This window comes from Variovorax sp. GW821-FHT09B05, from assembly GCF_059418265.1.
Genome location: NZ_JBWKPN010000028.1, coordinates 1 through 24,407, shown reverse-complemented (window position 1 = coordinate 24,407; position 24,407 = coordinate 1). Strand labels below are relative to the sequence as shown.

26 protein-coding genes and 1 pseudogene are annotated in these 24,407 nt (G+C 67.7%); 22 read left to right on the top strand and 5 right to left on the bottom strand.

Features of this window, described 5'->3' with window-relative positions; genetic code table 11:
* The first annotated feature begins 101 nt into the window (after positions 1-101).
* The 9 genes from lipP1 to AC07RM_RS39465 all read left to right on the top strand — a co-directional run bounded on the left by lipP1 (position 102) and on the right by AC07RM_RS39465 (position 9,252).
* The gene (gene lipP1, locus AC07RM_RS39505; RefSeq protein ID WP_495337958.1) at positions 102-1,055 is read left to right on the top strand and encodes a LipP1 family hormone-sensitive lipase; all 954 of its coding nucleotides are present in this window, start codon (positions 102-104) and stop codon (positions 1,053-1,055) included.
* A gap of 122 nt (positions 1,056-1,177) precedes the next feature.
* Positions 1,178-2,053 carry a helix-turn-helix domain-containing protein gene (locus tag AC07RM_RS39500; RefSeq protein WP_495337957.1) on the top strand — a complete coding sequence of 292 codons (876 nt, stop codon included), beginning with the start codon at positions 1,178-1,180 and terminating at the stop codon, positions 2,051-2,053.
* 19 nt (positions 2,054-2,072) lie between these two features.
* Entirely contained in the window at positions 2,073-2,948 is an 876-nt protein-coding gene (locus AC07RM_RS39495) for a branched-chain amino acid ABC transporter permease (RefSeq protein WP_203203897.1), read from the top strand.
* A 2-nt stretch (positions 2,949-2,950) separates the two neighbouring features.
* Positions 2,951-4,027 carry a branched-chain amino acid ABC transporter permease gene (locus AC07RM_RS39490; RefSeq protein WP_093355289.1) on the top strand — a complete coding sequence of 359 codons (1,077 nt, stop codon included), beginning with the start codon at positions 2,951-2,953 and terminating at the stop codon, positions 4,025-4,027.
* Positions 4,024-4,845: an ABC transporter ATP-binding protein gene (locus AC07RM_RS39485; protein WP_495337956.1), complete on the top strand. Its 822-nt coding sequence runs from the start codon at positions 4,024-4,026 to the stop codon at positions 4,843-4,845. Before AC07RM_RS39490 ends, AC07RM_RS39485 begins: the two co-directional genes overlap by 4 nt.
* Positions 4,842-5,615, top strand: coding sequence for an ABC transporter ATP-binding protein (locus AC07RM_RS39480; protein ID WP_203203900.1), 774 nt, complete (start codon positions 4,842-4,844; stop codon positions 5,613-5,615). Before AC07RM_RS39485 ends, AC07RM_RS39480 begins: the two co-directional genes overlap by 4 nt.
* A 5-nt stretch (positions 5,616-5,620) precedes the next feature.
* Entirely contained in the window at positions 5,621-7,504 is a 1,884-nt protein-coding gene (locus tag AC07RM_RS39475; protein WP_495337955.1) for an AMP-dependent synthetase/ligase, read from the top strand.
* 61 nt (positions 7,505-7,565) lie between these two features.
* Complete coding sequence (locus AC07RM_RS39470) at positions 7,566-8,726, top strand: ABC transporter substrate-binding protein (protein ID WP_296781548.1); 1,161 nt, start codon at positions 7,566-7,568, stop codon at positions 8,724-8,726.
* 64 nt (positions 8,727-8,790) lie between these two features.
* The gene (locus AC07RM_RS39465; RefSeq protein ID WP_093355302.1) at positions 8,791-9,252 is read left to right on the top strand and encodes an EVE domain-containing protein; all 462 of its coding nucleotides are present in this window, start codon (positions 8,791-8,793) and stop codon (positions 9,250-9,252) included.
* Between the two features lie 20 nt (positions 9,253-9,272).
* On the opposite strand, the gene AC07RM_RS39460 is transcribed toward AC07RM_RS39465, so the two are convergent.
* Positions 9,273-9,920: a MarC family protein gene (locus tag AC07RM_RS39460; RefSeq protein WP_093355304.1), complete on the bottom strand. Its 648-nt coding sequence runs from the start codon at positions 9,918-9,920 to the stop codon at positions 9,273-9,275.
* Positions 9,920-10,669 (bottom strand): SDR family oxidoreductase, encoded by a 750-nt coding sequence (locus AC07RM_RS39455; RefSeq protein ID WP_296799767.1) that lies wholly within the window; start codon positions 10,667-10,669, stop codon positions 9,920-9,922. Before AC07RM_RS39455 ends, AC07RM_RS39460 begins: the two co-directional genes overlap by 1 nt.
* A gap of 139 nt (positions 10,670-10,808) precedes the next feature.
* Here AC07RM_RS39455 and AC07RM_RS39450 point away from each other — a divergent pair, with 139 nt between their 5' ends.
* Positions 10,809-11,420 carry a 2-hydroxychromene-2-carboxylate isomerase gene (locus AC07RM_RS39450; protein ID WP_296781550.1) on the top strand — a complete coding sequence of 204 codons (612 nt, stop codon included), beginning with the start codon at positions 10,809-10,811 and terminating at the stop codon, positions 11,418-11,420.
* A 69-nt stretch (positions 11,421-11,489) separates the two neighbouring features.
* Positions 11,490-12,173: a dienelactone hydrolase family protein gene (locus AC07RM_RS39445; RefSeq protein WP_296781551.1), complete on the top strand. Its 684-nt coding sequence runs from the start codon at positions 11,490-11,492 to the stop codon at positions 12,171-12,173.
* A 42-nt stretch (positions 12,174-12,215) separates the two neighbouring features.
* On the opposite strand, the gene AC07RM_RS39440 is transcribed toward AC07RM_RS39445, so the two are convergent.
* The gene (locus AC07RM_RS39440) at positions 12,216-13,118 is read right to left on the bottom strand and encodes a LysR family transcriptional regulator (RefSeq protein ID WP_495337954.1); all 903 of its coding nucleotides are present in this window, start codon (positions 13,116-13,118) and stop codon (positions 12,216-12,218) included.
* A gap of 116 nt (positions 13,119-13,234) precedes the next feature.
* On the opposite strand from AC07RM_RS39440, the gene AC07RM_RS39435 reads away from it, so the two are divergent.
* Positions 13,235-13,609 carry an alpha/beta hydrolase gene (locus AC07RM_RS39435; RefSeq protein ID WP_495337953.1) on the top strand — a complete coding sequence of 125 codons (375 nt, stop codon included), beginning with the start codon at positions 13,235-13,237 and terminating at the stop codon, positions 13,607-13,609.
* Between the two features lie 230 nt (positions 13,610-13,839).
* Positions 13,840-14,208 carry a DUF4148 domain-containing protein gene (locus AC07RM_RS39430; RefSeq protein ID WP_093355317.1) on the top strand — a complete coding sequence of 123 codons (369 nt, stop codon included), beginning with the start codon at positions 13,840-13,842 and terminating at the stop codon, positions 14,206-14,208.
* A gap of 99 nt (positions 14,209-14,307) precedes the next feature.
* Here the strand turns inward: AC07RM_RS39430 and AC07RM_RS39425 are convergent, their stop codons facing one another.
* Together AC07RM_RS39425 and hemB are read right to left on the bottom strand one after the other, a co-directional pair.
* A complete protein-coding gene (locus AC07RM_RS39425; RefSeq protein WP_093355320.1) occupies positions 14,308-15,465 on the bottom strand; it encodes a magnesium transporter CorA family protein in 1,158 nt (385 codons plus the stop codon).
* 59 nt (positions 15,466-15,524) lie between these two features.
* Positions 15,525-16,541: a porphobilinogen synthase gene (hemB, locus tag AC07RM_RS39420; protein WP_495337952.1), complete on the bottom strand. Its 1,017-nt coding sequence runs from the start codon at positions 16,539-16,541 to the stop codon at positions 15,525-15,527.
* Between the two features lie 343 nt (positions 16,542-16,884).
* Here hemB and AC07RM_RS39415 point away from each other — a divergent pair, with 343 nt between their 5' ends.
* From AC07RM_RS39415 to AC07RM_RS39375, 9 genes and pseudogenes are all read left to right on the top strand, one after another.
* Positions 16,885-17,313: a CopD family protein gene (locus AC07RM_RS39415; RefSeq protein WP_093355324.1), complete on the top strand. Its 429-nt coding sequence runs from the start codon at positions 16,885-16,887 to the stop codon at positions 17,311-17,313.
* Between the two features lie 5 nt (positions 17,314-17,318).
* On the top strand, positions 17,319-18,437 hold the full coding sequence (locus AC07RM_RS39410) for a VanZ family protein (protein WP_093355326.1): 1,119 nt from the start codon (positions 17,319-17,321) through the stop codon (positions 18,435-18,437).
* A gap of 38 nt (positions 18,438-18,475) precedes the next feature.
* Entirely contained in the window at positions 18,476-18,832 is a 357-nt protein-coding gene (locus AC07RM_RS39405) for a (2Fe-2S) ferredoxin domain-containing protein (protein ID WP_209546110.1), read from the top strand.
* 88 nt (positions 18,833-18,920) lie between these two features.
* Positions 18,921-19,559: an alpha/beta hydrolase gene (locus AC07RM_RS39400; protein ID WP_495337951.1), complete on the top strand. Its 639-nt coding sequence runs from the start codon at positions 18,921-18,923 to the stop codon at positions 19,557-19,559.
* A 45-nt stretch (positions 19,560-19,604) separates the two neighbouring features.
* Positions 19,605-20,774, top strand: coding sequence for a D-alanyl-D-alanine carboxypeptidase family protein (locus AC07RM_RS39395; protein ID WP_093355333.1), 1,170 nt, complete (start codon positions 19,605-19,607; stop codon positions 20,772-20,774).
* 216 nt (positions 20,775-20,990) lie between these two features.
* Positions 20,991-21,368 carry a 30S ribosomal protein S12 gene (gene rpsL / locus AC07RM_RS39390; protein ID WP_057597516.1) on the top strand — a complete coding sequence of 126 codons (378 nt, stop codon included), beginning with the start codon at positions 20,991-20,993 and terminating at the stop codon, positions 21,366-21,368.
* Between the two features lie 155 nt (positions 21,369-21,523).
* Positions 21,524-21,997 carry a 30S ribosomal protein S7 gene (gene rpsG / locus AC07RM_RS39385; protein WP_007829591.1) on the top strand — a complete coding sequence of 158 codons (474 nt, stop codon included), beginning with the start codon at positions 21,524-21,526 and terminating at the stop codon, positions 21,995-21,997.
* 96 nt (positions 21,998-22,093) lie between these two features.
* Positions 22,094-24,193, top strand: a complete 2,100-nt coding sequence (fusA, locus tag AC07RM_RS39380; protein ID WP_093355336.1) for an elongation factor G — start codon at positions 22,094-22,096, stop codon at positions 24,191-24,193.
* A gap of 142 nt (positions 24,194-24,335) precedes the next feature.
* Positions 24,336-24,407, top strand: a pseudogene (locus AC07RM_RS39375) (GTP-binding protein); the annotation flags it as partial.

Here is a 24,407-nt window from a genome sequence, read left to right as displayed (position 1 = left end):
GACGAAAGACGCCGGCCCGGGAGGGATGCGGGTGCATGCGGATTCCGTCCGCGCGCGCCGCGCTCCACACTGGGTCGATCGATCGATCCACCGGAGACACCATGCTGCATCCCCAGGCCCGCGCGCTGCTCGACTTCATCGAGGCGCGCGGCATCCCGCCGACCCACACGCTGTCGCCCGCCGACGCGCGCGCCTTCTACCGCGAGCGCCGCGCCGCCACCCAGCCGCTGCCGGCCGAAGTGGCCGAGGTGCGCGACCTCGCGGCCGACGGCCCGCACGGCCCTATTCCCGTGCGCGTCTACCGGCCGCTGGCCTCGGGCGCCGGCCCGCTGCCAGTGCTGGTGTACTACCACGGTGGCGGCTGGGTCATCGGCGACCTCGACACGCACGACGTGCTGTGCCGCGAGCTGGCCAACGGCGCCGGCTGCGCGGTGGTGGCGGTCGACTACCGCATGGGCCCGGAGCACCGTTTCCCGGCCGCGGTCGACGACGTGCTGGCCGCCACGCGCTGGGTGCGGCGCGAAGCCGCGGCGCTGGGCGTGGACGCGAGCCGCATGGCGGTGGGCGGCGACAGCGCCGGCGGCAACCTCGCGGCCGTGGTGGCGATCGCCGCGCGCGACAGCGCCGACCTGCCGCTGGTGTTCCAGCTGCTGATCTATCCGGCCACCGACATGCGCCGCGGCCATCCGTCGCACCAGGCCAATGGCCAGGGCTATCTGCTGACGCGCGACACGATGACCTACTTCCACGACCACTACATCACCGATGCGAAGCACGACCTCGACTGGCGCGCTTCGCCGCTGCTGCATGGCGACCTCTCGCGCCTGCCGCCGGCGCTGGTGCTCACGGCCGGCTACGACCCGCTGCGCGACGAAGGACTGGCCTATGCCGAGGCCTTGACCGCGGCCGGCAACAGCGCGAACTACGTCTGCTTCGAGCGCCAGATCCATGGCTTCGTGACCATGGGCAAGGTGCTCGACGAGGCCAACACCGCGGTCGCGCTTTGCGCCACCGAGTTGCGTCGCGCGTTCGCGGCGCCACGGCCGCAGGCCTAGGGAAAGTCCCCGCGCAAATCGGTGCCGCGCCGCGCGCGTGCCCCGCTACGATCAGCCCCACAACGACGCCGACCCAGGGCCCGTGCCCTGGCCCAGGCCCCCGAATGCAGGAGACAGACACCATGCAGGGAACGAGGATGGCGCCGTCGACGCAAGGCGGTGCCCGCGAGGGTCGCGGCCAGGGCGAACGCCTGATGTGGCTCACCACGCAGCGCGTGTTCTACGCCGGCCTGCTGGGCCGTGCCGCCGTGCGCACCATGGGCGGCCATGGCGTCTATGTCTCTCCCGCGGGCGCACCGCCCAACCGCCTGCGCGTGGGCGGCGGTGCCTGGCAGAGCGGCGAGCTGCTGGTGGTGCCGCCGCAGGTGCCGATCGAGATCGAGAGCGCGCATCCGCTGATCCTCAACCTGCTGATCGAATCGGAGTCGGTCGATCCCGCGCGCATGCCCGATTGGCTGCAGCACTGCGGCCCGGTACAGGCACCGGCCTTCGTCCAGCGCGTGCGCGAGAGCCATGCGCAGCTGCTCGCCGCCTCGGCGCGCGGCCAGCGCTTCGACGGCCTCGACTTCGACCGCCAGTTCTTCGGCGCGCCGCTCGCGCCGCGCGCGCTCGATGCGCGCATCCGCAAGGTCATCGACGCGATCAACGCCGACCCCGCGGCCGCCACCTCGGCCGAGGAATGCGCGGCCTCGGTGCACCTCTCGTTCTCGCGCTTCCTGCACCTGTTCAAGCAGGAGACCGGCATGGCCTTCCGCGCCTTCCGCGCCTGGAAGCGCGCGCGCAGCCTGCTGCGCTACGTGCGCCAGACCGCCACCCTGACCGACATCGCGCTCGAGGCCGGCTATCCCGACTCCACCCATTTCAGCCATTCGATCCGCCAGGTCTACGGCCTGAAGCCCAGCGACATCCTGGCCGGCTCGCGGCGCCTCGCGCTGCACGACGCGGCCGGCGCGGCCTATCGCCCCTTCACGTCTCCCTTCCGTCACCTGCGCCAGTAAGGCCAAGGAGGTTCCCGTCGTGCAGATCCTCCAGCTCCTGCTGTCGGGCATCGCGCAAGGCTGCATCTACGGCCTGATCGCGCTCGGCTTCGTGCTGATCTACAAGGCCACCGAGACGGTGAGCTTCGCGCAGGGCGACCTGATGATGCTCGGCGCCTTCGCCGCGTTCGCGGGCATGTCGCTGTTCGGCATGCCGTTCTGGCTCGCGGCCGTGCTCGCCATCGTCGCGATGGCGGCCTTCGGCGTGCTGCTCGAGCTGGTGGTGATCCGCCCGATCCTCGGTCAGCCGCAGTTCTCGATCGTGATGCTCACCATCGGCATCGCCTACGTGGCGCGCGGCCTGGTCACCATGGTGCCGGGCATCGGCACCGAGACCCATGCGCTGGCCGTGCCCTACAAGGACCGGATCTGGAAGCTCGGCGAGCTGGTGGTGAACCTCGAGCAGCTCGTGATCATCGTCGCCACCGCGATCCTCTGCGGCCTGCTGTTCGCGATGTTCCGCTACAGCAAGCTCGGCATCGCGATGCAGGCCTCGTCGCAGAACCAGCTCGCGGCCTACTACATGGGCATTCCGGTCAAGCGGCTCAACGGGCTGGTGTGGGGGTTGGCGGCCGCGGTCGCGGCCATCGCGGGCATGCTGCTCGCGCCGATCACCTTCGTGCACGCCAACATGGGCTTCATCGGGCTCAAGGCCTTTCCGGCGGCGGTGGTCGGCGGCTTCGGCAGCCTGCCGGGCGCGATCGTCGGCGGGCTGGTGATCGGCATCGTCGAGTCCTTCGCGGGCTTCTACCTGCCCGACGGCTTCAAGGACACGGCGCCGTACATCGTGGTGCTGCTGATGCTGATGATCAAGCCCAACGGCCTGTTCGGCGAGAAGCTGCGCAAGAAGGTCTGAACATGCGCTACATCTTCAAGACTTCCTACGACCAGGACATCCGGCTCGCCAAGCATGGCGGCCAGGTCTTCTGGTACGGCCTCTTGTGCGTCTTCCTGCTGGCCGCGCCCTGGGTCATCGACGAGTACTGGCTCGCGCAGCTGACCTTCGTGCTGATCTACGGCATCGTCGGCCTGGGCCTGATGCTGCTCGCGGGCTTCACGGGCCAGTTCTCGATCGGCCATGCGGCCTTCCTCGGCACCGGTGCCTACACGCAGGGCGTGCTGACCAACCTCGGCGTGCCGTTCCCGCTCGCGCTGGTCGCGGCCGCGGCGCTGTCGGCCGGCGTGGGCGTGGTGGTGGCGCTGCCGGCGCTGCGTGTGAAGGGCATCTACCTGGGCATCGCGACGCTCTCGTTCGGCTTCATCGTCGAGGAGGTGTTCGCGCGCTGGGAGAGCGTGACCGGCGGCAACGCGGGGCTGCACGTGAAGTCGCCGCAACTCTTCGGCTGGTCGCTCGGCTCGGGCGACGGCTTCTACTTCCTGTGCCTGGTGGTGGCGGTGCTCAGCACGCTGGGCATCCTGAACCTGCTGCGCTCGCCGACCGGCCGCGCCTTCGTGGCGATCCGCGATTCGGAGATCTCGGCGCAGAGCATGGGCATCCATCTCGCGCGCTACAAGACGATGTCGTTCGCGATCTCGGCCGCGCTCGCGGGGCTCGGCGGTGCGCTCTATGCGCACAAGCTGAGCTTCATCTCGCCCGACCAGTTCAACATCCTGCAGTCGATCGATCTGCTGCTGATGGTGGTGATCGGCGGGCTGGGCTCGGTGCACGGCGCCTTCCTCGGCGCGATCTTCCTGATCGCGATGCCGCAGCTGATCTCGATGGGCAAGGACTGGCTGCCCGCGGTGATCGGCCAGGCGCCTGGCCTGCAGGGCTTCGTCTACGGGGTGGTGCTGATCGTGTTCGTGCTGTTCGAGCCGCTGGGCCTGTACGGGCGCTGGCTCAAGGTGCGCACCTACCTGCAGCTGTTTCCGTTCTACCGCAAGGGCCTGTTCAAGCGGCAGAAGTCCTTCACCAAGTCGGATCGCCTGAGATGAGCGGCGGCGACATCCTTCTCTCGGCCCGGGACCTGAGCGTGCGCTTCGGCGGCGTGCTCGCGGTCAACAAGGTCAGCTTCGACGTGCGGCGCGGCGAGGTGTTCACGCTGATCGGGCCCAACGGCGCGGGCAAGACCACGGTGTTCAACCTGATCAGCCGCATCTACACGCCGACCTCGGGCCAGATCACCTGGCATGGCGAGGTCGGCGGCGCGGTGGCGCTGACCAGCCAGGCGCCGCACGCGATCGCGGCGCTCGGCATCGCGCGCACCTTCCAGAACATCGAGCTGTTCGAGCATGCGACGGTGCTGCACAACCTGCTGATCGGCCGCCACACGCACCGGCGCAGCGGCTTCTGGCGCGAGCTGTTCTTCACGCCGGCCACGCGGCGCGCCGAGATCGAGGCGCGCGAGAAGGTCGAGCAGGTGATCGAGCTGCTCGACCTGCAGCACCACCGCGACGCGATGGTGGCGGGCCTGCCCTACGGCGTGCGCAAGGTGGTGGAGCTGGCGCGCGCGCTGTGCACCGAACCCAAGCTGCTGCTGCTCGACGAACCCTCGTCGGGCCTCAACGTCGAGGAGACGGCCGACATGGCGTTCTGGATCCAGGACATCCAGCACGAGCTCGGCGTGTCGGTGCTGATGGTCGAGCACGACATGTCGCTGGTGTCGAAGGTGTCGGACCGCGTGCTCGCGATGAACCAGGGTGAGGTGCTGGCTACGGGTTCGCCGCGCGAGGTGCAGGCCGATGCGCGCGTGGTGGAGGCCTACCTCGGCACGGTCGACGACGTGAGCAGCTTGCGGAGGAGCAAAGCATGAGCGACGTGGTTCTGCAACTGCTCAACGTCGAGAGCGCCTACGGCCCGATCAAGGCCATCCGCGGCGTGAGCCTCCAGGTGCGCCAGGGCGAGATCGCGACCGTGCTGGGCTCCAACGGCGCCGGCAAGACCACCATCCTCAAGACCATCTCGGGGATCATCGATCCGCGCAAGGGCAGCATCGAGTTCCAGGGCCGCGACATCACGGCCAAGGACCCGGCCCACATCGTGCAGCAGGGCCTGAGCCACGTGCCCGAGGGCCGCGAGGTGTTCCCGCTGCTGTCGGTGCGCGACAACCTGCTGATGGGCGCCTACACGCGCCAGGACCGCGACGGCGTGGCGCGCGACATCGAGACCGTGTTCGGCTACTTCCCGATCCTGCGCGAGCGCGCCACGCAGGACGCCGGCCTGCTCTCGGGCGGCCAGCAGCAGATGCTCGCGATCTCGCGCGCCATCATGGCCGCGCCGCAGCTGATCCTGCTCGACGAGCCCAGCCTCGGCCTGAGCCCCAAGCTCACCAAGGAGATCTTCGAGATCGTGGTGCGCATCAACCGCGAGCGCGGCACCACCATCCTGCTGGTGGAGCAGAACGCCAACATGGCGCTCAACGCGGCCGACCACGGCTACGTGCTCGAGAACGGACGCATCGTGATGGAGGACAGCTGCGAGCGGCTGCGCGAGAAGGAGGACATCAAGGAGTTCTACCTCGGCGTGAAGGACGAGGGCGTGCGCGGCGAGCGGCGCTGGAAGAAGAAGAAGACCTGGAGGTAGCACCGATGAGCAGCACCCTCGCACTGCGCGCGCCGGCCGGCCTCTGGGACCTGGCGCACCTGCAGCCCCGCACCGAGGTGGTGGTGCCGGGCGACACCATCCCGGCCGTGTTCTGGAAAGCGGTCGAGTTGCGCCGCGACAAGGTCTGGATGCGGCAGAAGGAATTCGGCATCTGGCGCAGCTGGACCTGGGGCCAGACCGCCGAGGCGGTGCGCGAGATCGCGGGCGGCCTGATGGCGCTGGGCTTCGCGGCCGGCGAGTGCGCCTCGGTGCTGTCGAACACCGTCATCGAATGGGTGCTGGCCGACGTGGCGGTGCTCAGCTGCGGCGGCGTCTCCAACGGCATCTACCCGACCGACGCCGCCTCGCAGGTGCGCTACCTGTGCGAGGACTCGCGCACCACGGTGCTGTTCGTCGAGGACGACGAGCAGCTCGACAAGGCGCTCGAGGTGCGCGCCGCGCTGCCGCTGCTGCGCAAGGTGGTGGTGTTCGACATGGAGGGCCTGCGCGAGCTCGACGATCCCGACGTGCTGAGCCTGGAGGCACTGCGTGCCCTGGGCCGCGCGCACCTGGCCGCGCATCCGCGGGCGCTCGAGCAGCGCGTGGCCGCCTGCCGCGCCGAGGACCTCGCCATCCTGGTCTACACCTCGGGCACCACCGGCAAGCCCAAGGGCGCGATGCACAGCCACGGCGGGCTGGTCTACACCATGCGCGGCTACAACACGCTGCTGGCGCAGGACGAGAGCGACGAGCGCATGTGCTTCCTGCCGCTGTGCCACATCGCCGAGCGCATGGGCGGCGAGTACTTCGCGATGTACACCGGCTCGATCCTCAACTTCGTCGAGAACCCCGAGACCGTGCCCGAGAACGTGCGCGAGATCGCGCCCACCGTCTTCACGGCCGTGCCGCGCGTGTGGGAGAAGTTCTATTCGGGCGTGATGATCGCGCTCAAGGAGGCCAGCCGGCTGCAGCAGGCGGCCTACGGCTGGAGCATCGGGGTGGGCCAGCAGATCGCGCAGCGGGTGCTCGAGGGCCGGCCGGTGGGCGCGGGGCTGCGCCTGAAGTTCCGCCTGGCGCGCTGGCTCGCGCTCGACAACGTGCGCAAGCTGATCGGCATCCACCGCGCGCGCTTCCTCGTGACCGGTGCTGCGCCGATCTCGCCCGAGCTGGTGCGCTGGTACCTCGCGCTGGGCGTGCCGATGCTCGAGGTCTGGGGCATGACGGAGTCGTGCGGCGCCTCCACCGGCGTGCCGGTCACGCGCATCATGCCGGGTTCGATCGGCCCGGCGGCCGGCTACAACGAGGTGCGCCTCGATCCGCAGACCGGCGAGATCCTGGTGCGCGGCCCGAACGTCTTCATGGGCTACCTGAACCTGCCCGAGAAGACCGCCGAGACCCTCGACGCCGAGGGCTGGCTGCACACCGGCGACGTCGGCACGGTCGACGCGGAAGGGTATTTCCGCATCACCGACCGCATGAAGGACATCATCATCACGGCAGGTGGCAAGAACATCACGCCGAGCGAACTCGAGAACGAACTCAAGTTCAGCCCCTACGTCACGGACGCGGTGGTGATCGGCGACAAGAGGCCCTACCTGACGGTGATCGTGATGATCGACCAGGAGAACGTCGAGAAATTCGCGCAGGACAACGACGTGCCGTTCAGCAACTACGAAAGCCTCACGCGCACGCAGGAGGTGCTCGACCTGATCCAGGGCGAGATCGACCGCGTCAATGCGAAGTTCGCGCGCGTGGAGCAGATCAAGAAGTTCTTCCTGCTCGAGACGCAACTGAGCGCCGAGGACGAGGAGCTGACGCCGACGATGAAGCTCAAGCGCAAGCTGGTGCAGACCAAGTACGCGCCGCGCATCGAGGCCATGTACCGCTGAGCGCATCGAAAAAGGTCCCGATCGCCACCCGATTTTTTCGCCAACCCGAGGAGACAAGCGCATGAAGCTCAAGACACCGACGATGCTGGCCGTGCTGGGCCTGGCCGCGACGCTCGCGTCCGCGCAGCAGGGCGTGACCAAGGACGAGATCCGCATCGGCACGATCCAGGACCTCTCGGGGCCGCTCGCCGGCTTCGGCAAGCAGGCGCGCAACGGCATGCAGCTGCGCGTGGACGAGCTCAACGAACAGGGCGACATCAACGGCCGCAAGCTCAAGCTCTACGTCGAGGACTCGGGCTACGACCCGAAGAAGGCCGTGCTGGCGGCGCAGAAGCTGGTGAACCAGGAGAAGATCTTCATCATGGCCGGCCACATCGGCACGGCGCAGAACATGGCGGCGATGCCGGTGCAGTTCGACAAGAACGTCGTCAACTACATGCCGATCACCGCGGCGCGCGAGATGTACGAGCCGCTCAACCGCCTCAAGTACTCGTTCGCCGCCACCTACTACGACCAGATCCGCCTGGCGCTGCCGAAGATGGTGAAGGACAAGGGCGCGAAGAAGGTCTGCACCATCTACCAGGACGACGAGTTCGGCCTCGAAGTGCAGCGCGGCGCCGAGGCCGGCCTCAAGGCCGTGAACATGGAACTGGCCGAGAAGACCTCGTTCAAGCGCGGCGCCACCGACTTCAGCTCGCAGGTCGCGAAGATGAAGGCCGCCAACTGCGACCTGGTGGTGCTCGGCACCATCATCCGCGAGACCATCGGCACCGTGGGCGAGGCGCGCAAGACCGGCTTCAACCCGACCTTCCTGGGCTCGAGCGCGGCCTACACCGACCTGATCCACAAGCTCGGCGGCAAGGCCATGGACGGCATCTACGCGACCATGACGGTGCAGAACCCCTACACCGACGAGCAGTCGCAGCCGCTGCGCTTCTGGGCCAACAAGTACAAGACCAAGTTCAACGAGGACCCGACCGTGTTCTCGGTCTACGGCTACGTGATCGTCGACTCGTTCATCAAGGCGGCGCAGAAGGCCGGCCCGAACCTCACGACCGACAGCTTCATCAAGGCCATGGACAGCATCACCTTCGAGCCCGACATGTTCGGCAGCCCGAAGAGCACCTACACCGCCACCAAGCGCCTGGGCAACGACCAGTCGCGGCTGTCGCAGATCAAGGACGGCAAGTGGGTGGTGGTGTCGGACTACGTGGCCCCCTGAGGCCGGGCCCCGGCGGCGGGGCGGGCGGCTATATTGCGCGGCATCCCATCCTCGCGAGAACGCCATGCCCCAGTACTGGCTGATGAAATCCGAGCCCGACGAGGTCTCGATCGACGATGCGCTGGCCGCGCCCGACGCCACCGTGGCGTGGACCGGCGTGCGCAACTACCAGGCCCGCAACTTCATGCGCGACGGCATGAAGGTCGGCGACGGCGTGCTGTTCTATCACTCGAGCTGCCCCGAGCCCGGCATCGCCGGCCTCGCGCGCGTGGCCTCGGCGATCAAGCCCGATCCCACGCAGTTCGATCCGAAGTCGCCCTACTACGACGCGGCCTCGAAGAAGGACGATCCGCGCTGGCTGCTGGTGGACGTGCAGGCGCTGCGCAAGACGCGCCTGCTGGCGCTGCCCGAGCTGCGCGCGAAGCCCGAGCTGGCCGAGCTCACGATCCTGCGCAAGGGCAACCGGCTGTCGATCACGCCGGTGGAGCCGGCGCACTGGAAGATCATCGAGAAGATGCTGGGCTGAGCCGGCCCGCACCCGATGCGCTACTTGGCGAGGATCGGGAACAGCTTGCCGAGGCCGTCGGTCATCACCTCGACCGCCAGAGCCGCGAGGATCAGGCCCATGAGCCGGGTCATGATGTTGATGCCGGTCTTGCCGAGCACGCGCGCGATCGGCTGCGCGAGCGAGAAGGCGATGGCCGTGGCCAGCGCCACCACCACGCCGTAGCCCACGAGCACCGCGAGCTCCCACAGGTGCTTGGCCTTGTCGGCGTAGATCACCACGGTGGAGATGGTGGCCGGGCCGGTGAGCAGCGGGATGGTCAGCGGCACCACCGCGATCGAGGCGCCCATCGAGGCCTTGACCTCGGTGGCGCGCAGCTCCTCGACGTTGGTCTTGCTCTCGGCCGGCTGCGCGTTGAGCATCGACAGCGAGCTCATCAGCAGCAGCAGGCCGCCGCCGACCTGGAAGCTCGCGATCGAGATGCCGAAGAAGGACAAGAGCTGCAGCCCGATCAGCGCGCTGACCGCGATCACCACGAAGGCGCTGAAGGCCGACATGCGCACCGTGCGGCGGCGCTGCGCGTCGGAATAACCCTGTGTGTAGTGGATGAAGAAGGGCACGATGGCCAGCGGGTTGACGATCGCCACCAGCGTGACCAGCGGCTTGATCAGGTCCATCGAGGTGCTCATCAGCGTCCTCCCGAGACGTCGAGCAGGGCCATGGTGGTGTAGCTGGCCTCGTCGGACAGCAGCCACACGATCGCGTTCGCCACCTCCTCGGCGCTGCCGGTGCGCTTCATCGGCACCGAGGGCGCGAGCTGCGCGGCGCGCTCGGGCATGCCGCCCGAGGCGTGGATCTCGGTGTCGATCAGGCCCGGGCGCACCGCGTTGACGCGGATGCCCTCGTCGGCCACTTCCTTGGCCAGGCCGAGCGTGAAGGTGTCGATCGCGCCCTTGCTCGCGGCGTAGTCCACGTACTGCTCGGGCGAACCCAGCCGCGAGGCGGCGCTCGAGAGGTTGACGATCACGCCGCCCGTGCCGCCGTGGCGCGTGCTCATGCGGCGCACCGCCTCGCGCGCGCAGACGAAGCTGCCGACCACGTTGATGCGGAACATGCGTTCCAGCCGCGCCGCGCTCATCTCGTCGACGCGCGCGCGCACGTCGACCACGCCGGCGCTGTTGACCAGCGCCGTGAGCCGGCCGAGCTTGGCATCGACCTGCTCGAACATGGCCATCACCTGTGTTTCATCGCCGACATCGGCCTGCACCGCGATCGCCTTGCCGCCCGCGGCGCGGATCGCGCGCACGACTTCGTCGGCCGCGAGCGAGTTGCTCGCGTAGTTGACCGCCACGGCATAGCCGCGTCGCGCCGCCAGCAAGGCGGTGGCGGCGCCGATGCCGCGTCCGCCCCCCGTGACCAAGAGCACCTGCTGGTTCAATTCCGATCTCCTGCACAAAAGCTGCGCGTCAGTTAAAACCGTCGGTCCGGATTACATCACCGAGGGTGGCTCGCAAGTTGCGGGCCTTACCCGCAGTACCGGGATGTTCCGGCGGCGCTTCGTGCGCGGAGGTGAATTCATGAGCAAGACCATCGACTACTACTTCCCCCCCCAAAGCCCCTGGACCTACCTGGGCCATGCCCGCTTCGCCGCGATCGCGGCGGCGGCCGGCGCCACGGTGCGCGTGCGTCCGGTGGACATGGGCAGCATCTTTCCGGTCTCGGGCGGGCTGCCGCTGGGCAAGCGCGCGCCGCAGCGGCAGGCCTACCGGCTGGTCGAGCTGGCGCGCTTCTCGAAGCACCTGGGCATTCCGCTGCATCCGAAGCCGAAGTTCTTCCCGGTCTCCGGCGACGACGCGGCGCGGCTGATCATCGCGGTCGACCTCAACGACGGCACCGAGGCCGCGATGCGCATGTGCGCGGCGGTGTTCGCCGCGCTGTGGGCGCAGGAGCGCAACATCGGCGACCCCAAGGTGCTCGAGGCGCTGGTGGCCGAATGCGGCCTGCCGGCCAAGCGTGCCGACCAGGCGCAGAGCCAGGCGGTGCAGGAGCAGTACGAGGCCTACACGCAGGAAGCCATCGACATCCAGGTCTTCGGCGCGCCGAGCTACGTGATCGACGGCGAGATCTTCTGGGGCCAGGACCGGCTCGATTTCGTCGAACGCGCGCTGCGGCCCGGGGCGGCGGGCTGAACGCCGCCGACACGCACCGGACACGCATTCCCTCCATCCTTCCCATTGCCATCAAAGGAGCAACACATCATGGGTCAATTCATCGATCTCACCGCCAAGGACGGCTTCAGCTTTCCCGCCTACGTGGCCGAACCCGCCGGCACGCCGCGCGGCGCCGTCGTCGTGGTGCAGGAGATCTTCGGCGTCAACTCGCACATCCGCTCGGTGGCCGACGGCTACGCGGCCGCGGGCTACCTGGCCGTCGCGCCCGCGACCTTCCACCGCGTGAAGCCCGGTGTCGAGCTGGGCTACAGCGAGGACGACATGAAGACGGGCTTCGGCCTGAAGACGGCCGTCGAGGCGCTGCCCGCGCCCGGCGTGCTGCAGGACATCGAGGCCGCCGTGGCCTATGCGGCCAAGGCCGGCAAGGTCGGCATCGTCGGCTACTGCTGGGGCGGCCTGCTGACCTGGCGCGCCGCCGCGCTGGTGCCCGGCCTCTCGGCCGCCGCGCCCTACTACGGCGGCGGCATGACCTCGCCCGAGGAAACCGCGCGCCAGCCCAAGGTGCCGGTGCAGGCCCACTTCGGCAACCAGGACCACTGGATTCCGCTCGACACCATCGAGAGCTTCAAGAAGGCCCACCCCGAGGTCGAGGTGCACGTGTACCCGGTGGGCCACGGCTTCAACTGCGACCAGCGCGGCTCGTATGACGCCGAAGCATCAAAGCTGGCGCGCGAGCGCGTGCTGGCCTTCTTCGCGCAGCACATCGGCTGAGCACACTCGCTTCGCATGGGAGCCCGGCGCCGCCGGGCTTTTTCATTTCTTGAGGCCGGGCTTGTCGCCCACGCGGGTCTCGAGGAAGTCGAGCAGCGCGCGCAGCGCGGCGCTGTTGTGGCGCCGCTGCAGGTAGACGGCCGACAGCCACATGTCCTTGCGCGCATAGTCCTGCAGCACCGGCACCAGCTCGCCTTGGTCGATGTGCGACTGCACCAGGATCGAGGGCAGGTAGATCACGCCGAAGCCGCGCATCGCGATGCGGATCAGCGGCGCGCCCTCGGTGCAGTCCATGCGGCTCTTGACGTGCACGTCGAGCGGCTGGCCGCCGTCGTCGAAGCGCCAGACCGGCTGGGCGCCGAGCAGCGAATGGGTGAGCGCCTCGTGGTCCGCCAGGTCGCGCGGATGCTCGGGCTTGCCGTGCTTCTTCCAGTAGACCGGCGAGGCGCAGACCACCATGTTCATGAGCCGCAGCTTGCGCATGATCAGGTTGGCGTCCTCCACCGGGCCGCTGCGGATGTCGACGTCGATGCCTTCCTCGGCGAGATCGACCGTGCGGTTGGTCAGCTGCAGGCTGATGCGCACGTCGGGGTAGTAGCGCATGAAGTCGGCCAGCAGGTTCGGGAACTCGCCATTGCCCATGCCGTGCGGCGCCGAGATGCGCAGCCGGCCGCCGGGCTGGCTCGCGCGCTCCTGCAGCTCGGCCTGCGTGAGCTCGACCATCTCGAGCACCGGCGTGCTGCGCTCCAGCAGCAGCTGGCCGGCGTCGGTCAGGCTCACCGAGCGCGTGGAACGGTTGAGCAGGCGCACGCCGAAGCGGGTTTCGAGTTCGGCGACATACTTGCTGACCGTGGCCTTGGACATGTCGAGCCGCTTGGCGGCCTGCGAGAAGCTGCCATGCGACGCGACTTCGCGAAAGGTTCTGATCAGGTCGAGGCTGTCCATGGAGGTCGTGCCGGTAGCGCTGGGCGATGGCGCGATTCTCAGGGGTTTTTCTTAGCGAGGCCGCGCGGCACTTTCGTGACGCAGCGCGACTCGCAAGCAGGCAGAGGATGCATTCGATGACACGCACTTTTCGACTTCATGCGGCGCTCGCGCCGTGGACGCTGGCGCTGGCGGCCCTGTGGCTGCCGGCCGGCGCGGCGCTGGCCCAGGCCTTCGATCCCGTGCGGCCGATGGGGCCCGGCGCCGACCGCGCCGCGCTGGCCGTAGAAGCCGCCGCGGCCGCGCGCGCCGGCAATGTGTATGGCGACGTGGAGGCCGAGCCGCCGCTCGCCGCGCCGCGCACCGGCGGGCGCGACCGCGCGGCGGTGCGCGCCGAGGCGGTGGCGACCTCGCACGACCCGAGCCTGAACCTCGACCGCCGCGCCTTCGTCAACAGCGAGATCCCGCCGCAGATCAAAGCCGTGCCGGGCACGCCGCGCACCGCGCGCTGAGGCCCGGACGGCTGAATGCTTCGGTGTTCGCCGGGGCCGGAATGGCCCGCTGCGTACGCAGGTTAATGACTGAACGGTCGACCTGACATTGTTTCAATACCGGAAACACCGTGTCTCTGAACCGGGTGTTTTCCCGAGGGGTTTCGCCTTGAAACTCGCCGCACAGGCGAGCCGATCCGTGCACGCCTGGTGGCTAAACCCTCCGACGTACCGTATCAAGGACAACCGAAATGAAGACCTCGCACATCATCGCCGCCGCCGCACTGACCCTGTTTGCCGCCGTTGGCGCCCAAGCCGAAACCTATGAAGGCGTGACCCAGGCCGTCTCTAGCAAGAGCCGCGACGAAGTCAACACCGAAGCCGTGCGCGCCGCCGCCGCTCCGAACCAGAACGTGACCCGCGGCTCGCGCGGCCCGGAAACGGTCGCCGTGTCGAAGGACCGCGCCCTGGTCGAAGCCGAAGCGATCCGCACCGCTTCCGCTCCCGACCAGAACGTGACCTCGGGTTCGCGCGTGAACAGCAAGGTCATCTCGACCATGCAACACCCGCTCGACGCACGCGTCCAGGCCCAGCAAGGCTCCGGCGCCACCGCCAAGTAAGCTGTCGCACGGCACCGGGCGGCCTTCGGGCCGTTCGCACCCGGACGAGAAAAAGCCACGCGGAGATCGCTCCGCGTGGCTTTTTTCATGCGCGCTCGTTCAGCGCGTGCGCGCGAGATAGCGCTTGCGCCAGAAGATCAGCACCAGCAGCACCGCGATCGCGAGCATCGAGCCCATGGCGATCCAGAAGCCGTCGGCCTTGTGCACCAGCGGGATGAACTCGAAGTTCATGCCGAAGATGCCGGCGATCAGGTTCAGCGGCAGGAACACGGCGGTGAGCACGGTCAGCACCCGCATGATGTCGTTGGCCCGGTGGCCCTGCACGCTGAAATGCATCTGCACCGCGGTCTCGGCGTTCTGTTCGAGCCGGCGCACGTGGTGCACCACGCGCTCGATGTGCTCGAGCACGTCGCGGCTGCGGATCATCACCAGCTCGCGCTCGCGCCCCTCGGCCGCGTCCTTGGGCGGCGGCAGGGTCTCGAGGTTGTCGAGCCAGTCCTGCATGGCGGCGCGCTGGTCCTCGCAGATCTCGTCGAGGTGGTGCAGCGACTGGCGCGACTCCATCAGCGCGCCCCAGTTGGTGAAGCGGCTGCGCGGGTCGATGAGCTCGGCCTGCCAGTGGTCGAGCTGCTTGGTGAGCTCGCGCCGCAGGTCGAGGTAGCCGTCGACGATCTGGTTGATGACGCGCAGCATCAGGTCGGCCGGACTGGTGGGCACGCGGTTCGTGACCGCGCGCACGTCGAGCGCCGGCGTGCCGCGGTCGCCGGGCGCGGCGGCGGCCAGCAGGCGCGCGGCGAAGACGTCGCGCACCGCGCCGTCCTCGGGATGCACCGACAGCAGCACGCGGTCGAACACGGCGAAGCCGACCGGGCGGGTGTCGATGCGGCGCAGCACGGGCGGGCCGCCGCGCGGGCGCGGGGCGGGGGCCGCGGGCGTGGCCGCCGGTGGCGTGGCAGGCGCCGGCTGGCCATTGCCGCCGCTCGCGAGCCGGCGGAACACCAGCACGTCGTACTGCGAGGTGTAGTCGCTGTGCGAGGGCAACTGGTCGTTCAGCAGGTCGGCCACGTGCAGGTCGACCAGCTGGGTCTGGCACAGCGTCTGCAGGATCTGCTGCACCTCGGGCAGCGAGGCGCGGAATTCGTCGCGCGTGAGCGAGATCCAGAGGTAGCTGGCGGCGCTGCAGGAGCCGGGCAGGGCCAGCGGCGCCAGCGCGGCATGCTCGCTGACCTGCGAGGTGTTGATTTCGAAGATTCGCATCGCGCGCCCCCGTGCTTGCTCAAGATGGCCCGGACCGAAGGCCGGGCGGACCCATTGTGCTACTTAGTTTGTAGCAGACGGGCGGCGTCGAGCGCGAAGTAGGTGAGGATGCCGTCGGCGCCCGCGCGCTTGAAGGCCAGCAGGCTCTCGAGCACCACCGCGTCGTGGTCGAGCCAGCCGTTCCGGGCCGCGGCCTTGAGCATCGCGTACTCGCCGCTGACCTGGTAGGCGAAGGTCGGCACGCGAAATTCGTCCTTCACGCGGCGCACGATGTCCAGGTAGGGCATGCCGGGCTTCACCATCACCATGTCGGCGCCCTCGGCGATGTCGATCGCCACCTCGCGCAGCGCCTCGTCGCTGTTGCCCGGGTCCATCTGGTAGACCTTCTTGTTGCTCTTGCCGAGGTTGGCGGCCGAGCCGACCGCGTCGCGGAACGGGCCGTAGAAGGCGCTCGCGTACTTGGCGCTGTAGGCCATGATTCGCGTGTGCACGTCGCCGCGCGCTTCGAGCGCCTGGCGGATCGCGCCGATGCGCCCGTCCATCATGTCGCTGGGCGCCACGATGTCGACGCCGGCCTGCGACTGTGTGAGCGCCTGCTTCACCAGCACCTCGACGGTCGGGTCGTTGAGGATGTAGCCGCTGTCGTCGAGCAGGCCGTCCTGGCCGTGGCTGGTGTAGGGGTCGAGCGCGACGTCGGTCATCACGCCCAGTTCGGGAAAGCGCGCCTTGAGCGCCGCCACCACGCGCGGGATCAGGCCGTCGGGGTTGAAGGCTTCGTCGCCGGCCGGGGTCTTGAGGCTCGCATCGATCACCGGGAACAGCGCCATCACCGGGATGCCGGCCGCCACGCACTGCTCGGCCACGGGCAGCAGCAGGTCGAGGCTCAGGCGTTCCACACCGGGCATCGAGGCCACCGCATCGCGCCGGCCGCTGCCTTCCTGCACGAACACCGGGTAGATGAGGTCGTGCGGGGTCAGGGCGTTTTCCCGCACCAGGTTGCGCGTGAAGGCGTCGCGGCGAAGGCGGCGCGGGCGCCCGGCGGGGAAGGCGGCGAAGGAAGAAAGGGTGGAGCTCATGCGGAAAATTGTGCCCGAACTAAAGTTCCCGAACTTTTGCCATGGATGGGGGCGGTTGTCCGACAACTACGGAAATTAGTAGTACCAAAGTAATAAATTTTTACCCTAGATTGTTAATTAAAGCGCACCGGTCGCTTGAAACCTTGTTTCGTCTTTGTTAAATTCTGCCCCGGACGGCTTGCCGTCCCCCGCTTTTCCTCCCTGAGCGGGTGCCTTGATGTGTGACAGCAAAAGGGCTTCCCAGCCCGACGTGAAGACGTCGGGCTTTTTTTTGTCCGTCGCTTTCGTGGGGACCGATGAAACCGGGTGCGGCCAGCGGGGGCCGGCCACTAAACTGACCGCCATGCTCTGGGTCAAGTCCTTCCACATCGTCTTCATCGCCAGCTGGTTCGCCGGCCTGTTCTACCTCCCCCGGATCTTCGTCAACCTCGCGATGGTGCCGCCCGAGTCGCTCGCCGAGCGCGAGCGCCTGCTGCTGATGGCGCGCAAGCTGCTGCGCTTCACCACCTTCCTGGCCGTGCCGGCGCTGGGCTTCGGCCTCTGGCTGTGGCTGGGCTACGGCATCGGGCGCGGCCCGGGCAACGGCTGGATGCACGCCAAGCTGGCGCTGGTGCTGGTGGCGATCGGCTACCACCACGGCTGCGCGGTGCTGCTGCGCCGCTTCGCCGCCGGCGAGAACCGGCGCAACCACGGCTGGTACCGCTGGTTCAACGAGTTGCCGGTGCTGCTGCTGCTGGCGATCGTGATCCTGGTCGTGGTCAAGCCCTTCTGACGGCGGTGGCGACGCAGCACAAGTCCGCCGCGCTGCCCCTTGCGCTGGCCTATGCGGCGCTGATCGTCTATGCCAGTCTCTATCCCTTTTCCGACTGGCGCGACCAGGGCATCGCGCCCTGGGCCTACCTGTCGGCGCCCTGGCCCAAGTACTGGACCGGCTTCGACTTCGCGATCAACGTCGCGGGCTACGTGCCCTTCGGGTTCCTCTGCGCGCTGTCGGTGCTGCGCACCCGCAGCACCTCGAGCATCGGCCGCGCCGTGCTGCGCGCCACGCTGGCGGGCGTGGCCGTGTCCTTCGCGATGGAGACGCTGCAGAGCTACCTGCCGGCGCGCATTCCCTCGAACGTCGACCTGGGCCTGAACAGCGCCGGCGCGCTGCTGGGCGCGGTGCTGGCGGTGGCGCTCGAGCGCTTCGGCGCGGTCGCCCACTGGGGGCGGGTCCGGGCGCAATGGTTCGTCGACGAGGCCCGCGGCGCGCTGGTGCTGCTGGCGCTGTGGCCGTTCGCGCTGCTGTTCCCCGCGGCCGTGACCTTCGGGCTGGGCCAGGTGTTCGAGCGGCTCGAGGCGGCGATCTCCGAATGGCTGCTCGACACCCCGTTCATCGACTGGCTGCCGGTGCGCCAGTTCGAGCTCGAGCCGCTGGTGCCGGCGGTCGAGCTGCTGTGCGTGATGCTGGGCGCGCTGGTGCCCTGCCTGCTGGGCTATCTCGTGGCACGCACCGTGGTGCAGCGCGCGGTGCTGCTGCCGTTGATCCTGCTGACGGGCGTGGCGGCCTCGGCGTTGTCGGCGGCGCTGAGCTACGGCCCCGACCATGCCTGGGCCTGGCTCGAGCTGCCGGCGCAGGTCGGCATGGCGGCGGCGCTGTTCGCCGGCGTGCTGCTGCTGTTCGCGCCCCGCCGGCTGTGCGGCGCGCTGCTGCTGGTGGCGCTGGTGCTGCAGCTGAGCCTGTTGAACCAGGCGCCCGAGAGCGCCTATTTCGCGCAGACGCTGGCGACCTGGGAGCAGGGGCGTTTCATCCGCTTCCACGGGCTGGCCCAGTGGCTGGGCTGGCTCTGGCCGTTCGGGGTGCTGGCCTACGTGATCTTCCTGCTGTCGCGGCGCAGCCGGCCGCCGGCGGCCTGAAGCGCCGGCCACGCGGACGGCGGTCCTAGAATCCGCCGATGCCCACCCCCGCCAGCTCCGCCGTGCCTTCGGGCTATTACGGCCGCCACATCTTCTTCTGCCTCAACGAACGCAAGAACGGCGAGGATTCCTGTGCCATGCACAACGCCCAGCAGGGCTTCGACCGCTGCAAGGCCAGGGTCAAGGAAGAGGGGCTCTCGGGGCCCGGCAAGGTGCGCGTCAACAAGGCCGGCTGCCTCGACCGCTGCGCCGGCGGACCGGTCGCCGTGGTCTATCCCGAGGCGGTCTGGTACACCTTCGTCGATGCCGACGACATCGACGAGATCGTCGACTCGCACCTGAAGAAGGGCGAGATCGTCGAGCGCCTGCTGCTGCCGCCCGACGTCGGGCGCTGAACTTTCAGCCGGGGCCTGCGCTCGTACCGTGCTCGCCGCAGGCAACCCCTCCACCGTCGGCCTGCCGGCCCGTTCCATTCCGAGCCTCATGAATTCCCAGACCGAAAAGATCAGCCTCCAGGGCGCCGCCGGCGTCATCGAGGTGCAGCGCGACCAGCCGGCCGAGGCCGCGCGCGGCATCGCCGTCATCGCGCATCCCCATCCGCTGTTCGGCGGCACCATGGACAACAAGGTGGTGCAGACCCTGGCGCGTGCCTTCATCGCCTGCGGCTGGACCGCGGTGCGCTTCAACTTCCGCGGCGTCGGCGCGAGCCAGGGCGTGCACGACGAGGGCCGTGGCGAGCTCGAGGACATGCTCCATGTGGTCGGCCAGCTCGCGCCCGAGGGCCCGCTGGCGATCGCCGGCTTCTCCTTCGGTGCCTTCGTCGCGAGCGGCGCGGTCGAGAAGCTCTGGGCCGCGCGCGACGTTCGCCAGATCGTGCTGGTCGGCACGGCAGCCGCGCGCAACACGGTGGCCGTGCTGCCGCCCGAGGCCCACGAGCGCACGCTGGTGGTCCACGGCGAGGCCGACGACACGGTGGCGCTGTTGGCGGTCATGGACTGGGCGCGGCCGCAGTCACTTCCTGTCACAGTCGTCCCCGGGGGCGGCCATTTCTTTCACGGACAATTGCCGCTGCTCAAGAGCCTGGTCGTGCGCCATCTGCGCGCAGACAACCCGGCCGCCTGAAAGCCTGGCTTGCAGGCACGTCTTCGTTTCTTTCCCATTGCTCCCATGAATCGTTTCTTCCACGGTGCCCGCGCGCTGTTGCTCGCCGCCGCCGCTTCCGTCTGCCTGATCGCCGCCGCCCAGGTGCCGGCGCCGCCCGAGATCGCCGCGCGCAGCTACCTGCTGCTCGACGTGACGGCCAACCAGATCCTGGCGCAGAAGGACATCGACAGCCCGGTCGAGCCGGCGTCGCTGACCAAGCTGATGTCGGCCTACATCGTGTTCGACGCGCTGCGCGCCAAGAAGATCACCCTGACGCAGACGCTGCCCGTCAGCCCGCGCGCCTGGAAGATGCCGGGCTCGCGCATGTTCATCGACCCGAAGATGCAGGTGCCGGTCGAAGACCTGATCAAGGGCCTGATCGTCCAGTCGGGCAACGACGCCACCGTGGCGCTGGCCGAGGGCGTGGGCGGCACGGTCGAGCATTTCGTCGAACTGATGAATGCCCAGGCCAAGGTGCTGGGCATGAAGAACACCACCTACAAGAACCCCGAGGGCCTGACCGCGCCCGGCCATACCACGACCGCGCGCGACCTCAGCATCCTGGCGACCCGGCTGGTGCGCGACTTCCCCGAGGAAGCCAAGTACTACGCGATCAAGAAGTACCGCTACCCGGGCACGCCCTCGACCAACGACACCAACCGCAACCTGCTGCTGTTCCGCGACCCGACCGTCGACGGCCTGAAGACCGGCCATACCGAAGCCGCCGGCTACTGCATGATCGCCACCGCCAAGCGCGACTTCCCGAACCTGACCGGCGGCCGCCGCCTGCTGTCGATCGTGCTTGGCACCTCGGGCGAAACCGTGCGCGCCAACGAATCGCAGAAGCTGCTGAACTGGGGCTACACCGCCTACGACGCCGTGCGCCTGTTCGACGGCGGCCAGCCTGCGGCCACGCCGGCGGTCTGGAAGGGCAAGCAGAACGTGCTCAAGCTCGGCCGTCCCGAGCCGATCGTGGTCGCCGTGCCCGCGGGCATGGCCAGCAAGCTCAAGACCCAGATCGCGCGCCCCGACCCGCTGGTGGCGCCGTTCACCAAGTACCAGCCCGTGGGCACGCTCAAGGTCACGCTCGACGACCAGCCGGTGGCCGAGGTGCCGCTGGTGGCGCTGGAGCCGGTCGAACAGGCCGGCATGCTGGGCCGCGCCTGGGATGCGGTGCGGCTCTGGATCAAGTAATCGGCAGGGTAGGGGGCGGCTTCAGGCCGGCGGCAGGGGGCTGAAGGCCTCCAAACCCGCCTGACTTTGCCGTTTCACAAGCCCGCTGCTATACTCGTGGGCTTTTCGGAAAATTCCGAAGGGATTCACGTTTGCGTCATCTCCCGGTTCCTGGGTCACGACCAGGGCGCCGCAAGGCACCACCGGGGTATTTCTCGTTTTGGGACTAATTCATTCATGCCAACCATCAATCAACTGGTGCGTCAGGGCCGGACGGTCGAAAAGATCAAGTCCAAGAGCCCTGCCATGCAGAACTCGCCGCAACGTCGCGGTGTCTGCACCCGGGTCTACACCACGACCCCCAAGAAGCCGAACTCGGCACTTCGCAAGGTTGCCAAGGTCCGCCTGACCAACGGCTTCGAAGTCATTTCCTACATCGGCGGCGAAGGCCACAACCTGCAGGAACACAGCGTGGTGCTGGTTCGCGGCGGTCGTGTCAAGGACTTGCCCGGTGTGCGTTACCACATCGTGCGCGGTTCGCTCGACCTGCAAGGCGTGAAAGACCGCAAGCAGTCGCGTTCCAAGTACGGCGCGAAGCGCCCCAAGAAGGCCTGATCGGGTTCTTCTTTCAGTAGTTGTTTCATCGGTGTTCGAGTGCCTTGGCGGGCATGTCGAGCGTAGTGACCCGAAGTTGGGTCGAGTAAGTGAGGGTCCGAGTCGACTCTCGCGGTGCCGGAAACGGTGCCAACTGAAGCAAAGAGGTTAAGAAAATGCCACGTCGTCGCGAAGTCCCCAAACGTGAAATCCTGCCGGATCCCAAGTACGGCAATGTCGAGCTGTCGAAGTTCATGAACGTGATCATGGAAGGCGGCAAGAAGGCTGTTGCCGAGCGCATCATTTATGGCGCGCTCGACTTCATCGAGAAGAAGAACCCGGACAAGGACCCCCTCGAAGCGTTCACCGTTGCCATCAACAACGTGAAGCCGATGGTCGAAGTGAAGTCGCGCCGCGTCGGCGGTGCGAACTATCAAGTGCCGGTCGAAGTCCGCCCCGTCCGCCGCCTCGCTCTGTCGATGCGCTGGATCAAGGAAGCCGCCCGCAAGCGCGGCGAGAAGTCGATGGCCCTGCGTCTGGCCAACGAACTGATGGAAGCCACGGAAGGCCGTGGCGGCGCGATGAAGAAGCGCGACGAAGTGCACCGCATGGCAGAAGCCAACCGGGCGTTCAGCCACTTCCGCTTCTAAGAATCAAACTTCGCTTGGGCGTTGGGTGTCGAGTGTCGGGCGTTGTGCCCGTGCTCGGGGCCCAGCGCTCAACGCATTTCAACCCGAAAGTAAATCATGTCCCGCAAGACCCCCATCGAGCGCTACCGCAACATCGGCATCTCCGCGCACATCGACGCTGGCAAGACCACGACGACGGAACGTATCCTGTTCTACACCGGTGTGAACCACAAGATCGGTGAAGTGCACGACGGTGCCGCCACGATGGACTGGATGGAGCAAGAGCAAGAGCGCGGCATCACGATCACCTCGGCTGCCACCACCTGCTTCTGGAAGGGCATGGCTGGCAAGTTCGAAGAACACCGCATCAACATCATCGACACCCCCGGCCACGTGGACTTCACCATTGAAGTCGAGCGCTCGATGCGCGTGCTGGACGGCGCCGTGATGGTGTACGACGCCGTCGGCGGCGTGCAGCCCCAGTCGGAAACCGTCTGGCGCCAGGCCAACAAGTACAAGGTTCCGCGTCTCGCGTTCGTCAACAAGATGGACCGCACCGGCGCCGACTTCCTGCGCGTGCGCCAGATGATGGTCGACCGCCTGAAGGCCAACCCCGTCGTGATCCAGATCCCGATCGGTGCCGAAGAGCACTTCCAGGGCATCGTCGACCTCGTGAAGATGAAGGCGATCATCTGGGACGAAGACAAGGGCGTCACCTTCCAGTACGGCGACATCCCGGCCAACCTGGTCGATGTCTGCAACGAATACCGCGAAAAGCTCGTCGAAGCGGCTGCCGAAGCCAGCGAAGAGCTGATGAACAAGTACCTCGAAGGCGGCGAGCTGTCGGAAGAGGAAATCAAGAAGGCCATCCGTCAGCGCACCATCGCCGGCGAAATCCAGCCGATGCTGTGCGGCTCGGCCTTCAAGAACAAGGGCGTGCAGGCCATGCTCGACGCCGTCGTCGAATACATGCCGGCTCCGACCGACATTCCGCCGGTCAACGGCCTCGACGAAGACGAAGCGCCCGTGGTTCGCAAGGCGGACGACAACGAGAAGTTCTCGGCCCTGGCATTCAAGCTGATGACCGACCCGTTCGTGGGCCAGCTGACCTTCGTGCGCGTCTATTCGGGCGTGCTCAGCAAGGGCGACAGCGTCTACAACCCGGTGCGCGGCAAGAAGGAACGCATCGGCCGTATCGTGCAGATGCACGCGAACAACCGCGAGGAAGTCAGCGAAATCCGCGCCGGCGACATCGCCGCCTGCGTGGGCCTGAAGGAAGTGACCACCGGCGAAACGCTGTGCGATCCCGAAGCGGTCGTGACGCTCGAGCGCATGGTGTTCCCGGAATCGGTGATCTCGCAGGCCGTCGAGCCCAAGACCAAGGCCGACCAGGAAAAGATGGGCATCGCGCTGCAGCGCCTGGCTCAGGAAGACCCCTCGTTCCGCGTTCGCACGGACGAAGAGTCGGGCCAGACCATCATCGCCGGCATGGGCGAGCTCCACCTCGAAATCATCGTGGACCGCATGAAGCGCGAATTCGGCGTGGAAGCCAACGTGGGCAAGCCGCAGGTGGCCTACCGCGAAACGATCCGCAAGACCGTCGAGGAAGCCGAAGGCAAGTTCGTTCGCCAGTCGGGCGGCAAGGGCCAGTACGGCCACGTCGTGCTGAAGATCGAACCCCAGGAAGCCGGCAAGGGCTTCGAGTTCGTCGACGCCATCAAGGGCGGTGTGGTTCCTCGCGAATACATCCCCGCGGTGGAAAAGGGCGTCGTGGAAGCGCTGACGCAAGGCGTGCTGGCGGGCTACCCCGTCGTCGACGTCAAGGTCACGCTGCACTTCGGTTCGTACCACGACGTGGACTCGAACGAAATGGCGTTCAAGATGGCCGCGATCTTCGGTTTCAAGGAAGGTGCCCGCAAGGCCAACCCCGTGATTCTCGAGCCGATGATGGCCGTGGAAGTCGAAACGCCCGAAGACTACGCCGGCAACGTGATGGGCGACCTGTCGTCCCGCCGTGGCATGGTGCAGGGCATGGACGACATGGTCGGTGGCGGCAAGGCCATCAAGGCCGAAGTGCCGCTGTCGGAAATGTTCGGCTACTCGACCACGCTGCGCTCGATGTCGCAAGGCCGTGCCACGTACACGATGGAGTTCAAGCACTACGCCGAAGCTCCGCGTAACGTCGCCGAAGCCATCGTGGCTGCCCGCGCGAAGTAAGCGTTTCAGGAATGCAGGGCCGCGCAGTGCGCGGCCCTTCTTGTCTGCGATCCGGTGCCGTCTTGTTCCCGTGCGAGGCGATCCAGCAATCGGATGCAGACATAAAACCAATACACGGGACTGCTCTTTCAAGGATTGAAAAATGGCAAAAGGTAAATTCACCCGCACGAAGCCGCACGTGAACGTGGGCACGATCGGTCACGTTGACCATGGC